Raw genomic sequence first — 13,707 nt, forward strand, 5'->3', positions numbered from 1 at the left:
TGTCGCCTGAGGGTGGCAGGCTGGCGCGGACCTTGTTTTCACGTTACTACACCAGGAGATATCCAATGAGCGTACTCGTAGGCAAACAAGCCCCTGACTTCACCGTTCCCGCCGTCCTCGGCAATGGCGAAATCGTCGACAGCTTCACCCTGTCCTCGGCCATCAAAGGCAAATACGGCCTGGTGTTCTTCTATCCGCTGGACTTCACTTTCGTTTGCCCGTCCGAGCTGATCGCACTGGATCACCGCATGGACGACTTCAAGGCGCGCAACGTTGAAGTGGTCGCCGTTTCGATCGACTCGCACTTCACCCACAACGCCTGGCGCAACACCGCCATCAATGCCGGTGGCATTGGCCCGGTGAAATACACCATGGCTGCCGACATGAAGCACGAAATCGCCAAGGCCTACGACGTTGAGTCCGAAGGCGGCGTGGCCTTCCGTGGCGCGTTCCTGATCGACGACAAAGGCGTGGTCCGTTCGCAGATCATCAACGACCTGCCGCTGGGACGTAACATGGAAGAGCTGATCCGTCTGGTTGACGCCCTGCAGTTCCACGAAGAGCATGGCGAAGTCTGCCCGGCCAACTGGAAAAAAGGCGACAAGGGCATGACCGCATCGCCTGAAGGTGTAGCTGCCTACCTGGGCGAGCACAGCGACAAGCTGTAAGCGCACCCATGCATAAAAAAACCGGCCCACGATGGGCCGGTTTTTTTATGGACGTTTCTTGGCGCAGCACAGATCCCTCGCCACAAAGAGCCAGGCTGATGTCAGTCGTCGAAATCCTGCCAGCCACCCATTTCCTTCCACCGGTTGACGATGCCGCAAAACAGCTCGGCGGTTTTCTCGGTGTCGTAGCGGGCCGAATGGGCTTCACGGCCATCGAAATCGATGTCGGCTGCCTGGCACGCCTTGGCCAACACGGTCTGGCCATACGCCAGGCCTGCAAGGGTGGCCGTGTCGAAGCTGGAGAACGGATGGAAAGGGTTGCGCTTCATGTCCAGGCGCGCCACGGCGGCATTGAGGAAGCCCAGGTCGAAGCTGCTGTTGTGGCCAACCAGGATCGCTCGCTTGCAACCGTTGGCCTTCAGCGCCTTGCGCACACCACGGAAGATGTCGGTCAGCGCGGTCTCTTCGCTGACGGCCATGCGCAGCGGATGATCGAGCTTGATCCCGGTGAACTCCAGGGCAGCCGCTTCGATGTTGGCGCCTTCGAACGGTTCGACCCGGAAGAAATAGGTGTGGTCGGGGAAGACGAAGCCTTTTTCGTCCATGCCGATGGTCGTCGCGGCGATTTCCAGCAGCGCATCGGTGGCCGAGTTGAAACCGCCGGTTTCTACATCGACCACGACCGGCAGATAACCCCGGAAGCGAGCCGCCATTGGATGGCGCGGGCCGCCTGAGCCGCCGTTGCCGTCCAGTTCGTCATCGAAATGATCTTCACTCACGCGTTTTCCTCCAGCAGGCGCCAGCGCAGTTTTTCACCGGCGCGCAGCGGGATGACAGTCTGCTCGCCAAACGGCAGGCTGGCAGGGGCGGTCCACTCATCGCGAACCAGGGTAATACGATCGGTGTTCACCGGCAGGCCATAGAAGCGTGGGCCATGCAGGCTGGCGAAACCTTCGAGCTTGTCCAGGGCGTTGCGCTGCTCGAATGCCTCGGCATACATCTCGATGGCGGCGTAGGCGGTGTAACAGCCGGCGCAACCGCAGGCGGCTTCCTTGGCGTGACGGGCGTGGGGCGCCGAGTCGGTGCCCAGGAAGAACTTGGCGCTGCCGCTGGTGGCGGCGTCCAGCAAGGCTTCCTGATGGGTGTTGCGCTTGAGGATCGGCAGGCAGTAGAAATGCGGCCGGATCCCGCCCACCAGCATGTGGTTGCGGTTGTACAGCAGGTGGTGTGCGGTAATGGTCGCGCCGACGTTGGCCGAGGCCTCGTTGACGAATTGCACGGCATCGCCGGTGGTGATGTGCTCGAACACCACCTTCAGCGTCGGGAAGCGTTCGACGACGCGACGCATGTGTTCGTCGATGAAGATCTTCTCGCGGTCGAACACATCGACGTCGCCCCGGGTGACCTCGCCATGGATCAACAATGGCATGCCGACTTCGGCCATGACCTCCAGCGCAGGGAAGATCTTGTCGATGCTGGTGACACCGGAATCCGAGTTGGTGGTGGCGCCAGCGGGGTACAACTTGGCCGCGTGGACGAAACCACTGGCCTTGGCCTCGCGTATTTCTTCGGGCTGGGTGCGGTCGGTGAGGTAAAGCACCATCAGCGGTTCGAAGCGGCTGCCAGCCGGGCGTGCAGCCAGGATGCGCTGGCGATAGCCATCGGCCTCGGCAGCGTTACGCACGGGCGGAACCAGGTTAGGCATGATGATGGCGCGGCCAAAAGTGCGCGCGACATCGGCGACGGTATGGGTCAACACAGCACCATCGCGAAGATGAATATGCCAGTCGTCGGGACGCAGCAGGGTCAGGCGGTCGGACATGGGGGGCTTCCAGGCGGGTAAATCTCTGGCGAATGCTACCGGAAAAGACCGATCCGGGCACCCGCTATCAAGTTTTGCCGCAAGTTACCGATAGCCCCTTCAGGTGTGCCACGATTGCGTGCAGTGTCTAGGCCAAGCGGCATGCCCAGCGTTTTTCGATTTCCGTATAAAAGCCAGTGGAGCCTCCCGTGCGCCAGCGTTATCTAGCCTTGCTCAGTGTGTTTGCCAGCCTTCCTGCGATGGCGCTCACTTTCCAGACCCGTCTGGAGAGCATTGAGTGGACGGTCGAAGGCGATAAGTTCGAGTGTCGGCTGAGTCAGCCGATCACCGATTTTGGCAGCGGCGAATTCGTGCGCAAGGCGGGCGAGCAGGCCACGTTCCGGCTCAAGGCCTATAACCCGATGCTCGGTGGCGGCTCCGCGACGTTGCTGGCGGCGGCGGCGCCCTGGCAGCCAGGACGAGGCGATATCAACCTGGGCTCGGTCAGGATCGGTAGCGGCGATGTGCTGTTCAACAGCTCCCAGGTGCAGGCGGGCCGCTTGATCAGCGGGCTGATGGAAGGTCGCAGCCCCGTGGTGCGGCGTAACACCGACGATGGGCGGGTGTCGGAAGTCCGGTTGTTGCCCGTGCGCTTCAACAAGGCGTTCAGCGATTACCAGGGCTGTGTCGCGAAGCTGTTGCCGAAGAACTTCGAACAGATCAAGCAAACCCAGATCGGTTTTCCCGGCGAAGGCATCGAGCTCGACGCCCAGGCCAAGGCTCAGTTGCAGGTCATGCTCGACTTCATCAAGGCTGACCCGAGCGTCAATCATGTCGAACTCGACGGCCACTCCGACAACAGTGGCAACCGCCTGACCAACCGCGAGCTGTCGCGCCGCCGGGCCCTGGCCGTCCAGGACTTCTTCAAGGCCAACGGCTTCCAGGAGTCTCAGTTTACCGTTCGCTTCCATGGCGAGCGTTATCCGCTGGTGCCCAATACCAACGCCGCCAATCGGGCCAAGAACCGTCGTGTGCTGGTAAAACTGGAGCGGGGCGCCGCACCGGCCTCGGCCCCACAGCCGCCAACCCCTGCGACAACGCCTGCGGTGCCTGCCGTGGCGCCCGCTGCCGCGCCGGGCAAGCCGGCGACGCCAGTGGCCCCGGCCAAGGCGGCTACGCCTGCTGCGGCTACTGCGCGCACTTCCTGATCGCGCGTTGATCGTCGCGCAGCTGACATAATCTGTCGCTTCGTCGTCATAAGCTGTCGCGCCTCTGTAAATTATCCGCGGTGGACGTTAGACTTGCCGGCTTTCCGTACAACCCGTGGAGTGATGGCATGGCGGACGTAAACAAGGTCGTTCTGGCGTATTCCGGCGGCCTGGACACTTCGGTGATCCTCAAGTGGCTGCAGGACACATATAACTGCGAAGTGGTGACCTTCACCGCTGACCTGGGACAGGGCGAGGAAGTCGAGCCTGCACGCGCCAAGGCCCAGGCCATGGGCGTCAAAGAGATCTATATCGATGACCTGCGCGAAGAATTCGTCCGCGACTTCGTCTTCCCGATGTTCCGCGCCAACACTGTTTACGAAGGCGAATACCTGCTGGGCACGTCCATCGCCCGTCCGCTGATTGCCAAGCGCTTGATCGAAATCGCCAACGAAACCGGTGCCGATGCCATTTCCCATGGGGCGACCGGCAAGGGCAACGACCAGGTACGTTTCGAGCTGGGTGCCTATGCCCTCAAGCCGGGCGTGAAGGTCATTGCTCCATGGCGCGAGTGGGACTTGCTGTCCCGTGAAAAGCTGATGGACTACGCCGAGAAGCACGCGATCCCGATCGAGCGTCATGGCAAGAAAAAATCTCCGTACTCGATGGATGCCAACCTGTTGCACATCTCCTATGAAGGCGGCGTGCTGGAAGACACCTGGACCGAGCACGAAGAAGACATGTGGCGTTGGACCGTCTCCCCCGAGAAGGCTCCCGATACCCCGCAATACCTGGAACTGACCTATCGCAATGGCGACATCGTTGCGCTCGATGGCGTGGAAATGAGCCCGGCCACTGTGCTGGCGACCCTGAACCGCATCGGTGGCGAACACGGCATCGGTCGCCTCGACATCGTCGAGAACCGCTATGTCGGTATGAAGTCCCGTGGTTGCTACGAAACCCCAGGCGGCACCATCATGCTGCGCGCCCACCGGGCGATCGAATCGATCACCCTGGATCGCGAAGTGGCTCACTTGAAGGATGAGTTGATGCCCAAGTACGCCAGCCTCATCTACACCGGCTACTGGTGGAGCCCTGAGCGTCTGATGCTGCAACAGATGATCGATGCCTCCCAGGTCAACGTGAACGGTGTCGTGCGCCTGAAGCTGTACAAGGGCAACGTGATCGTGACCGGGCGCAAGTCCGACGACTCGCTGTTCGATGCCAACATCGCCACTTTTGAAGAAGACGGTGGTGCCTACAACCAGGCCGACGCGGCCGGCTTCATCAAGCTCAACGCCCTGCGCATGCGCATCGCGGCGAACAAGGGTCGCAAGCTGTTCTGATGCAATCCGAAAACGGCCTGCCGCATGGCAGGCCGTTTTCTGTTATTTCCCCGTCCCGTGTGTCGCTGCAGCCGTTTCCCTTATGGCTCACCCCGCCTGTTTATCCGGCAGTGTCCCTGCGCCGTTCCCGTTGTAAACAACGAAGACGATGATGGTCTTGCCCTCAAGACGCCGTCCCGAGTCCTTAGCCCAATACATGTCGACCGACGGGTGGGATGAAGTGTGCTTGAACGCATCGTCCAGAGCCGTGCACTTATTCCATCGATAAGACTGCGACAGGAAATCAGCCTTGCTTCCTTGGCGTGATCTACGTCTACGCCGACAGGATGACTCAGCCGCACCCCTTATGAAGTGCTTGGTCTTGTGAAAATCCGAGGGCGAGTACAAGGAACGGTAGTTGAAGTTGAGTGTGATAAAGAAAAGAAATAACAGGTAAAACGGGAAGCTGATGAGGAACCATACATAGTACTCTCGCTCTTCATCATCCAGAAACGGCAGGGAAATAACTGCGGAAGTTTCGGAGATCGTTGCGAATACAGCGATCAGTGTCAGGGGGTTGGCGATGGTTCTTAATGATCTTTTCATGGTGAGTGCTCATAAGTAATAGTGTGCTCGAATGTTTGAGTTGATCGAATAATGAAATTGCCGGGCCGCTAGAATAACCCTGCGATCGGGCAGCGTTCTCTTTCGTGTGCTGGTAAGTGGAGTCTTTTTTATACAGAAAACTGAATCTTCCGAGCTAAACTTTTGCGGTTTGTCTATAAATAAATCGGTAACTTTTTATGAGGGAAATGCTTTTCCCTGGGTGGCAGGTAATCAGGTTTTTGACGAGAAGGCGCATTATTCATAGGGTGTTCGACGCGTGAGAATTGCCGTTCGCACCCCTCGGGAAAATTCATGGCACATTATTTCGAAGGTTATTTGTAGGATTTTTCTGCGTTGCTTGTAGGTTGCGTCTTTCGCTGCGAGCGGTAAGGGGGGACGACATGCCAAGGAAGAAATGACTAGGCTATTGTGCGTGCTCTAAAAATTCGAACAGCGAAGTTGGATTTGCCCATGAATAAAGTGCTGATCGTGGATGATCATCCCGTCATTCGTCTTGCTGTACGTTTGCTGATGGAGCGTCATGGATATGAAGTTATTGCCGAAACGGATAACGGCGTCGATGCATTGCAGATTGCCCGGGAACAAATGCCCGACATCGTTATTCTCGATATTGGAATTCCGAAGTTGGATGGATTGGAGGTTATCGCTCGCCTGACCATCAATCCTTCGCCATTGAAAGTGCTGGTGCTGACTTCCCAGGCCCCTGGACATTTTTCGATGCGCTGCATGCAAACGGGGGCCGCCGGCTATGTATGCAAACAGCAGGACCTGACCGAACTGTTGAGTGCGATAAAAGCGGTGCTGTCGGGCTATAGCTATTTTCCCAACCAGGCATTGCACACGGTGCGTTCAAGCCTTGGCAATGCCAGCGAGTCGGATATGGTGGAACGTTTGTCCGGGCGAGAGATGATGGTGCTGCAGCAACTGGCTCGCGGTAAGACCAACAAAGAGATCGCGGATGGGATGTTCCTGAGCAACAAGACCGTCAGCACCTACAAAACCCGCTTGTTGTTGAAGCTCAATGCCCGTTCGCTGGTGGACCTGATTGAACTGGCACAACGAAATGGACTGGTCTGAATCGGGCACGCGTACAGTAAAAAGCCTCCATCTGGGAGGCTTTTACGTGTCAGAGATCAAAATCGTAATCGGCGAGTTGTTTTTGGAGACGACGCTCTTCCAACAGGTTGTCGATGGTGCGGCGTTTACTCAGGTTGGTTTTTGCCACTTCCACGACAACAGGTTCCGCATCGTCACCTTCAACGGCGACGAAATCGTCTTCCACTACATCCAGTTGTTCTTTGCCAGTACTCATGGGGTCGACTCCAGGCTAAGACTGCCATTGGCGCTCCTTATATCGATAAACAACCGGCGGGTAAAAAAGATTTTTTCAATCGGCGGATGCGTAAAAGCAATAGCGCATCAATCGTCCGATGTCTTGTGCTTATATTCACATAGGTCTTCGATCCGGCAGCTCCCGCAACGGGGCTTGCGGGCCAGGCAGACGTAACGCCCATGCAGGATCAGCCAGTGGTGTGAATCCAGAAGGTAATCCTTGGGAACGAATTTCATGAGCTTCTTTTCCACTTCCACCACGTTCTTGCCCGGCGCCAGCCCAGTCCGGTTACTGACGCGGAAAATGTGGGTGTCGACGGCCATCGTCAATTGACGGAATGCGGTATTGAGAACCACATTGGCGGTCTTGCGACCGACACCTGGAAGAGCTTCCAGCGCTTCGCGGGACTGGGGAATCTCACCGCCGTGACGCTCGATTAGCAGGCGACAGGTCTCGATCACGTTTTTCGCCTTGCTGTTGAAAAGCCCGATGGTCTTGATGTACTCGGACAGCCCTTCGACGCCCAAGGCAAGGATCGCCTGCGGTGTATTGGCTACGGGAAAAAGCTTGGCCGTGGCTTTGTTGACACCGACGTCGGTGGATTGGGCCGATAGAATCACCGCGATCAGCAACTCGAAAGGGGAAGAGTAGGCCAGTTCGGTCTTTGGCTCGGGGTTGTCTTCATGAAAACGACGAAAGATTTCCAGACGTTTTGCGGCGTTCATGGGCGCGGCGTTTCCTCTTGGGTCGAACGGGGTTTGATGCCTGTCCAGGCTTGATAGGCGGCGAGCAGCAGGCCGAGCAGAATGAATCCGCCGGGGGCGAGCAGGGCCATTGGCACGCCTCTGCCGATCAGCTCGCGCAAAGCGCCCAGGCTGACGATCAAGAGGCCGAACTGCGCCGCCAACCTGAGGTGAGCAAGCCAGCGGCGCTCGACGACAGCGGTTTGTTCCAGGGTCACGCAGCTCAGTGCGATCCATGCGGTGTACATGCTCAGCGCGCCATGGCGCTCCAACATCCAGGCCTGGACGAGGAGGTCGGCGCAGGCGGTCATGGCGGCGGCCACGACGCAGGATGCGATGAGTCGCTGGCGGTCCGTGAGGCGCGGCCCCAGCAATGCCAGTGTCGAGCCGTGGGCGAGGCTGATCAAGACCCAGGCGAGCCACAGGACCAGCGCATTCACCAGCGAGTCGCTGGCTCCCACCAGAGGAACGAGCACGAGGCCGCGGGACCAGGGTATGGAGTTATTCATGACTGATCGCTCCCGTCAGCTGCGTCTTATGCCCGTCGAAGTAACGCAACGCATCGTGGACAGCCTGGAGCACCGCCCTGGATGTGACCGTCGCGCCAGCCAACTGGTCGAACTGGCCGTGATCCTTTTTCAACGCCCAACTCTCATCGGCAGGCACCTGGCTCGACTTGCCCTCGAAGGTTTGCAGCCAGGCATTCGGCCAGCCGGCTATCGCCGCGCCGAGGCCGGGAGTTTCCGACTGGCGCAGGGTTTTTACGCCCAATACGCGTCCTGTCGGATCCACGGCGATCAGTAGCTCGATGCTGCCCTCGTAGCCCTGTACCTGGCTGCTTAGCAACACGGCGCTGGGCACTGCGTCGCGAGTTGCCAGGTAAGCGCCCAGCAATGTGCTGCGGGGCAGCGTCACCGGAGCCGCGATGAGCGGTTGCGCCATCGGCTGATTGTCGTAACGGTCGGGCGGCAGTATGTCGAGCAAGGTCCGGTTGGCGATGGCTTGGCGCTGCGCCTCGATGCGCCCGGCGGTGCCGGTTTGCACCAGGTACGTGGCGCCGATGGCAAGGCCGCCAAGCAACACCAGGATCGCAACGCCGGCGATTTTTTTCATGTCAGCGGGCGCCTTTGTCGTGCCTCGACGAAGCGCTCCAGGGCCGGCACGCCGAGATTCATCAACAACACCGCAAACGCTATGCCGTCCGGCAACCCACCCCAGGCGCGGATCACGTAGACCAGCAGCCCCGCGCCTACGCCGAACAACAGTCGGGCAAACGGGGCTTTGGCGCCCGACACGGGTTCGGTCACGATGAAAAACGCGCCGAGCATGGTTGCGCCGGTCAGCAGATGAAACAGTGGCGAACCGTGGGAATCCGAGCCCGAACCGTTCCAGAACAACAGGCTGACGGTGAACAGGCTGGCCAGCATGCCCACGGGGGCGTGCCACGTGAAAATCCGTTGTTGCAACAGGAACAGGCCGCCGGCAAGGAACCCCAGGTTGATCCACTCCACACCGTGTCCGCCCCAGCGGCCGAACGCCGGGTCGCTGGCAAACAGCTCGTCGATGGTCAGGCTGGTGTTTACCCGCAGGCTGTCCAACGCGGTGGCGCCGGCCCAGCCATCGGGGGGCTGGCCCATGTCGGCGACCAGGCGCAAACCGTCCATCAGGCCCAGGCCATGGGTCGTTGGCCATTGGCTCATGTATTGGGGGAACGCCATCAGTACCAGGGCATACCCGAGCATTGCTGGGTTGAACGGATTGCTGCCGACCCCACCCCAAAGGTGCTTGCCAAACAACAAGGCGCAGGCGACCGCCGTGACGGTCAGCCACCAAGGGCAATACGCTGGCAAGGCCAGGGCCAGCAAGGTGGCACTGACCAACGCGCTGCCGTCGCCCAGGTCTGGCTTGATGGGTCGTCGCCGCAAACGCAATATCAGCGCCTCGATCGCCAGCGCGGTCAGCCCGGACAACAACAGGTTCAGCAACACACCCCAACCAAAGAACCACATCGAGGCCAGTACGCCGGGCAACGTCGCCAGCAGTACACGCCGCATCGCCTGGCGCAGCCGTTCGTCCAGCGGATCAGCGAGCGGCATGGACATCCACCTGCCGCTCGGCGTCCTTGACGGCTTGCTCCAATGCTTGAAGCTGCTCCGCAGAGGCAGCGGCCGCCCGGGCCTTGCTGAGTTCGGCGCGACGCATCGCCAGCTGAATCTTGGCCCGCTTCAGTTCGGCGTCATTTGCCGGCACCGGTGCCGGTGCCGGTGCCGGCGTGGCGGGCGACGCAGCGCTTTCCAGTTGGGCCAATGCCTGTTCTGCCGCTTCGAACTGACGTTGCAGCACGATCAGCCGTGACTGTTGCTCGTAGGTCGGCGGATGGCCGAACGCTCTCAAGGACTTGTGCAACTGTGCCCGACTCATGGCCAAATCGACCTTGGCTTTCTTCAGGGCGGCATCCGCAGTGGCGGCTTTCTGCGCGCGCACTCGCTCCAATGCTGCCTGCACGGGATCGAGTGGCTGCGCCCGGGCCGGTTGGGCGTTCCGCTGGATTCTGGCCAGGCGCTCGGCTTGGCGCGCCTCATCTTCACGACGCAAGCGCGCGTTGCGTTGCTCGAAACGCTGACGAGCGTGATTGCGCTTGGCGGCTCGCGCTTGCCGCTCCTCGTCGCTGGAGGCGAGTCCTCCCACGATCGGCGTTACCGTCGCCACCGGCAATGGCCGCATCTCGATGCAATCCACCGGGCAAGGCGCCACGCAAAGATCACAGCCGGTGCATTCGTCGATGAGAACGGTGTGCATCAGCTTTGCCGCGCCGACAATCGCATCCACCGGGCAGGCCTGGATGCACTTGGTGCAGCCGATGCATTCGGCTTCCCGGATAAACGCGATTTGCGCCGGTGCCGCGCCGCGACTGGCGTCCAGCTCCAAGGCCGGCACCCGCATCAGTTCGGCCAAGGCTGCGATGGTTTCCCGTCCGCCAGGCGGACATTTGTTGATCGGCTCACCCTGGGCGATCCCTTCGGCATAGGGCTTGCACCCGGGGTGACCGCACTTGCCGCATTGAGTTTGCGGAAGCAGGGCATCGATGTGTTGAATCAGGTTCATGTCTTGACCAGCCCGCGCAATCCGAGAAACGCCACTGCCATCAGGCCGGCGCTGATCAGTTGGATCGGCAGCCCCCGCAAGGGCATGGGAATATCGTTGTCGTGGATTCGCTGTCGCAAGTCTTCGAACAGGCTCAACACCAGCCAGAAACCCAGTCCACCACCCAGGCTCAAGGACATGGCGTGGCCCAGGCCGGTGGCCTCCCGGCTATTGAGCAGCGTGACGCCCAATATGCCGACATTGCCGAGTAGCAGCGGCCACAAGCCAGCAAGCGGCAGCATGGGCAGCCAGTGCTTCAGCAGCCCCAGCACCGGCCTGATCAGCAAGACACTCAGGGGCAGCCATAGCAAGAGCCGCATTGACGCCAGGCCGGCCGGGACCAGCAACCATTGGTCGATCAGATAGCCCACGCTCCCGACACAGAGCATCAGGCACGCCGTCGCCAGGCCCAGGGCATGCACCTGGCTTCGACCCTTGGCTGCCAGCAACGGATCGACGCCCAGCGGCCAATGCAACACCAGGTTGTTGATCAGGGCCGCGCTCAACAGGGATAAGAGGATTTCGGTCATGGCTATGGGGCGATAGGGCCTGTGACAGGATGGGCATTATCCGGCACACCGTGACGGCGAGCCAGATATGAAAATCCCACAGTCACTCGTTAGCGACTGTGGGATCGGTGCCGCGTGCAGTTGCGTTACTTGATCCGCTGGCCCGGCTTGGCGCCGCTATCGGGGCTTAGCAGGTAGATCTCTTCGCCGCCGGGGCCCGCCGCCATCACCATGCCCTCGGAAATACCGAAACGCATTTTGCGTGGCTTGAGGTTGGCGATCATCATCGTCAGCCGGCCTTCAAGCTTGGCTGGGTCAGGGTAGGCGCTCTTGATGCCGGAGAACACGTTGCGCTGCTCGTCACCGATGTCCAAGGTCAGGCGCAACAGCTTGTCGGCCCCTTCGACCGCTTCAGCCTTGACGATCAGCGCCACGCGCAGGTCGATCGCCGCGAAGGCGTCGAAGTCGATTTCAGGCGACAGCGGGTCCTTGGCCAGTTCGCCGTTGCCGCTCGGGCCGCCGGTGTCGGTCTGGCTGGCGGCCAGGTCTTCCTTGGAGGCGTCGATCATCGCTTGCACCTTGGTCGCGTCGATGCGGGTCATCAGCGGCTTGAACTCGTTCAACTGATGATCGCTCAGCAGGGTCTGGTGATCGTTCCAGGACAGGGGCGCGACGTTGAGGAACGCTTCGGCATCGGCGGCCAGCAGCGGCAGCACCGGCTTGAGGAAAATCACCAGTTGGCGGAACAGGTTAATGCCCAGGGCGCAGATCGCCTGGACTTCATCCTGCTTGCCGTCCTGCTTGGCCAACGACCAGGGTGCCTTGTCGGCGATCCACGCGTTGGCGCGGTCGGCCAGGGCCATGATCTCGCGCATGGCGCGTGCAAAGTCGCGGCTCTCATAGGCATCGGCGATGCTTGGCGCGGCGGCGAGGAAGGCGTCGGTCAGTTCCGGCGCGGCGTTACCGGCAACCAGCACGCCAGCGTTGCCTTTGTGGATGAAACCGGCGCAACGGCTGGCAATGTTGACGACCTTGCCCACCAGGTCGGAGTTGACCTTCTGCACGAAGTCTTCGAGATTCAGGTCCAGGTCGTCGACGCCACGGCCGAGCTTGGCGGCGTAGTAGTAACGCAGGTATTCCGGCGACAGGTGGTCCAGGTAGGTCCGCGCCTTGATGAACGTGCCGCGGGACTTGGACATCTTCTGGCCGTTGACGGTCAGGTAGCCGTGGACGTTGATGCCGGTCGGTTTGCGGAAACCGGCGCCTTCGAGCATGGCGGGCCAGAACAGCGCGTGGAAGTTGACGATGTCCTTGCCGATGAAGTGATACACCTCGGCAGTGGAATCCTTGGCCCAGAAGGCGTCGAAGTCCAGCCCCGGGGTGCGGTCGCAGAGGTTCTTGAAACTCGCCATGTAGCCAATGGGCGCGTCCAGCCACACATAGAAATACTTGCCTGGCTCGCCAGGGATCTCGAAGCCGAAGTACGGCGCATCGCGGGAAATGTCCCACTCCTGCAGGCCCGAGTCGAGCCACTCGGCGAGCTTGTTGGCAACCGCGTCCTGCAGCGTGCCGCTGCGGGTCCAGGTCTGCAGCATCTGCTGGAAATCCGGCAGCTTGAAGAAGAAATGCTGGGAGTCCCTGAGCACCGGGGTTGCACCGGAAATCGCCGATTTCGGGTCTTTCAGGTCGGTCGGGGCGTAGGTGGCGCCGCATTTTTCGCAGTTGTCGCCGTACTGGTCCTCGGTGCCGCATTTCGGGCAGGTGCCCTTGATGAAGCGGTCGGCCAGGAACATTTTCTTTTCCGGGTCGAAATATTGGGTCACCGACCGGGTGGAAATATGCCCGGCGTCACGCAGCTTCAGGTAGATCTGGCTCGACAGCTCACGGTTTTCTTCGGCGTGGGTGGAGTGGAAGTTGTCGAAGTCCACCAGGAACTCGGCAAAGTCGGCGCTGTGTTCAGCCTGGACGTTGGCGATCAGTTGTTCCGGGGTGATGCCTTCTTTTTCCGCGCGCAACATGATGGCCGAGCCGTGGGCGTCGTCGGCGCAGACATAAATGCATTGGTTGCCGCGATGTTTCTGGAAGCGCGTCCACATATCGGTCTGGATGTATTCCAGCATGTGGCCAAGGTGGATCGAACCATTGGCGTAGGGCAGGGCGCTGGTGACGAGGATCTTGCGTGGCTCGGACATGGGGCTCGGCTACTTGATGAAACGGAGGTCGGCCACTATAAAGCGCCGGGAAATATATTTCACCCCACGGGCCTGTTTCCAGATGCATTGCTGGAGAGCACAGGCCCAACCTTTGGCGAGGGGATAAATCCCCTCGCCAAAGAAGGTCAGCGTTCGA

General features: G+C 60.3%; 15 protein-coding genes. 4 read left to right on the forward strand and 11 right to left on the reverse strand.

Features of this window, described 5'->3' with window-relative positions:
• Positions 1-65: 65 nt before the first annotated feature.
• Positions 66-668, forward strand: coding sequence for a peroxiredoxin (locus J3Q04_RS06115; RefSeq protein ID WP_039591751.1), 603 nt, complete (start codon positions 66-68; stop codon positions 666-668).
• A gap of 101 nt (positions 669-769) precedes the next feature.
• Here J3Q04_RS06115 and rnt read toward each other — a convergent pair whose 3' ends face one another.
• Both rnt and pyrC read right to left on the reverse strand, forming a co-directional pair.
• Positions 770-1,447 (reverse strand): ribonuclease T, encoded by a 678-nt coding sequence (gene rnt / locus J3Q04_RS06120; protein WP_420765224.1) that lies wholly within the window; start codon positions 1,445-1,447, stop codon positions 770-772.
• Positions 1,444-2,490: a dihydroorotase gene (gene pyrC, locus J3Q04_RS06125; protein WP_420765223.1), complete on the reverse strand. Its 1,047-nt coding sequence runs from the start codon at positions 2,488-2,490 to the stop codon at positions 1,444-1,446. The genes rnt and pyrC overlap by 4 nt, the downstream gene beginning before the upstream one ends.
• Before the next feature lie 188 nt (positions 2,491-2,678).
• Between pyrC and J3Q04_RS06130 the strand changes: the two genes are divergently transcribed.
• Both J3Q04_RS06130 and J3Q04_RS06135 read left to right on the forward strand, forming a co-directional pair.
• On the forward strand, positions 2,679-3,677 hold the full coding sequence (locus tag J3Q04_RS06130) for a flagellar protein MotY (protein WP_434560295.1): 999 nt from the start codon (positions 2,679-2,681) through the stop codon (positions 3,675-3,677).
• 128 nt (positions 3,678-3,805) lie between these two features.
• On the forward strand, positions 3,806-5,023 hold the full coding sequence (locus tag J3Q04_RS06135; RefSeq protein WP_024779511.1) for an argininosuccinate synthase: 1,218 nt from the start codon (positions 3,806-3,808) through the stop codon (positions 5,021-5,023).
• Between the two features lie 87 nt (positions 5,024-5,110).
• Here J3Q04_RS06135 and J3Q04_RS06140 read toward each other — a convergent pair whose 3' ends face one another.
• A complete protein-coding gene (locus tag J3Q04_RS06140) occupies positions 5,111-5,608 on the reverse strand; it encodes a hypothetical protein (protein WP_434607409.1) in 498 nt (165 codons plus the stop codon).
• A 471-nt stretch (positions 5,609-6,079) separates the two neighbouring features.
• Here J3Q04_RS06140 and J3Q04_RS06145 point away from each other — a divergent pair, with 471 nt between their 5' ends.
• Entirely contained in the window at positions 6,080-6,706 is a 627-nt protein-coding gene (locus J3Q04_RS06145; protein ID WP_420765220.1) for a response regulator, read from the forward strand.
• Between the two features lie 49 nt (positions 6,707-6,755).
• Here J3Q04_RS06145 and J3Q04_RS06150 read toward each other — a convergent pair whose 3' ends face one another.
• The 8 genes from J3Q04_RS06150 to metG all read right to left on the reverse strand — a co-directional run bounded on the left by J3Q04_RS06150 (position 6,756) and on the right by metG (position 13,550).
• Positions 6,756-6,941: a PA3496 family putative envelope integrity protein gene (locus J3Q04_RS06150; protein WP_420765219.1), complete on the reverse strand. Its 186-nt coding sequence runs from the start codon at positions 6,939-6,941 to the stop codon at positions 6,756-6,758.
• A 107-nt stretch (positions 6,942-7,048) separates the two neighbouring features.
• Positions 7,049-7,687, reverse strand: coding sequence for an endonuclease III (nth, locus tag J3Q04_RS06155; protein ID WP_420765218.1), 639 nt, complete (start codon positions 7,685-7,687; stop codon positions 7,049-7,051).
• Positions 7,684-8,214, reverse strand: coding sequence for an Rnf-Nqr domain containing protein (locus J3Q04_RS06160; protein WP_434607407.1), 531 nt, complete (start codon positions 8,212-8,214; stop codon positions 7,684-7,686). Before J3Q04_RS06160 ends, nth begins: the two co-directional genes overlap by 4 nt.
• Entirely contained in the window at positions 8,207-8,818 is a 612-nt protein-coding gene (locus tag J3Q04_RS06165) for an RnfABCDGE type electron transport complex subunit G (protein WP_434607405.1), read from the reverse strand. The genes J3Q04_RS06160 and J3Q04_RS06165 overlap by 8 nt, the downstream gene beginning before the upstream one ends.
• Positions 8,815-9,801, reverse strand: coding sequence for an RnfABCDGE type electron transport complex subunit D (locus tag J3Q04_RS06170; RefSeq protein ID WP_434607403.1), 987 nt, complete (start codon positions 9,799-9,801; stop codon positions 8,815-8,817). The genes J3Q04_RS06165 and J3Q04_RS06170 overlap by 4 nt, the downstream gene beginning before the upstream one ends.
• On the reverse strand, positions 9,788-10,810 hold the full coding sequence (gene rsxB, locus J3Q04_RS06175; protein ID WP_434607401.1) for an electron transport complex subunit RsxB: 1,023 nt from the start codon (positions 10,808-10,810) through the stop codon (positions 9,788-9,790). The genes J3Q04_RS06170 and rsxB overlap by 14 nt, the downstream gene beginning before the upstream one ends.
• Positions 10,807-11,379: an Rnf-Nqr domain containing protein gene (locus J3Q04_RS06180; RefSeq protein WP_420765213.1), complete on the reverse strand. Its 573-nt coding sequence runs from the start codon at positions 11,377-11,379 to the stop codon at positions 10,807-10,809. The genes rsxB and J3Q04_RS06180 overlap by 4 nt, the downstream gene beginning before the upstream one ends.
• Before the next feature lie 125 nt (positions 11,380-11,504).
• Positions 11,505-13,550: a methionine--tRNA ligase gene (metG, locus tag J3Q04_RS06185; RefSeq protein WP_420765212.1), complete on the reverse strand. Its 2,046-nt coding sequence runs from the start codon at positions 13,548-13,550 to the stop codon at positions 11,505-11,507.
• Positions 13,551-13,707 lie beyond the last annotated feature (157 nt).

The sequence above is a fragment of the Pseudomonas sp. D4-21 genome (assembly GCF_051132125.1).
GTDB lineage: Bacteria > Pseudomonadota > Gammaproteobacteria > Pseudomonadales > Pseudomonadaceae > Aquipseudomonas.

Bases quoted from the DNA above. Each gene is read 5' to 3' on its own strand.
- J3Q04_RS06135 (WP_024779511.1), top strand. From the start codon at position 3,806: ATGGCGGACGTAAACAAGGTCGTTCTGGCGTATTCCGGCGGCCTGGAC.
- J3Q04_RS06150 (WP_420765219.1), bottom strand. From the start codon at position 6,941: ATGAGTACTGGCAAAGAACAACTGGATGTAGTGGAAGACGATTTCGTC.
- J3Q04_RS06170 (WP_434607403.1), bottom strand. From the start codon at position 9,801: ATGCCGCTCGCTGATCCGCTGGACGAACGGCTGCGCCAGGCGATGCGG.
- J3Q04_RS06115 (WP_039591751.1), top strand. From the start codon at position 66: ATGAGCGTACTCGTAGGCAAACAAGCCCCTGACTTCACCGTTCCCGCC.
- J3Q04_RS06180 (WP_420765213.1), bottom strand. From the start codon at position 11,379: ATGACCGAAATCCTCTTATCCCTGTTGAGCGCGGCCCTGATCAACAAC.
- J3Q04_RS06145 (WP_420765220.1), top strand. From the start codon at position 6,080: ATGAATAAAGTGCTGATCGTGGATGATCATCCCGTCATTCGTCTTGCT.
- rsxB (WP_434607401.1), bottom strand. From the start codon at position 10,810: ATGAACCTGATTCAACACATCGATGCCCTGCTTCCGCAAACTCAATGC.
- J3Q04_RS06140 (WP_434607409.1), bottom strand. From the start codon at position 5,608: ATGAAAAGATCATTAAGAACCATCGCCAACCCCCTGACACTGATCGCT.
- metG (WP_420765212.1), bottom strand. From the start codon at position 13,550: ATGTCCGAGCCACGCAAGATCCTCGTCACCAGCGCCCTGCCCTACGCC.
- pyrC (WP_420765223.1), bottom strand. From the start codon at position 2,490: ATGTCCGACCGCCTGACCCTGCTGCGTCCCGACGACTGGCATATTCAT.
- J3Q04_RS06160 (WP_434607407.1), bottom strand. From the start codon at position 8,214: ATGAATAACTCCATACCCTGGTCCCGCGGCCTCGTGCTCGTTCCTCTG.
- J3Q04_RS06165 (WP_434607405.1), bottom strand. From the start codon at position 8,818: ATGAAAAAAATCGCCGGCGTTGCGATCCTGGTGTTGCTTGGCGGCCTT.
- nth (WP_420765218.1), bottom strand. From the start codon at position 7,687: ATGAACGCCGCAAAACGTCTGGAAATCTTTCGTCGTTTTCATGAAGAC.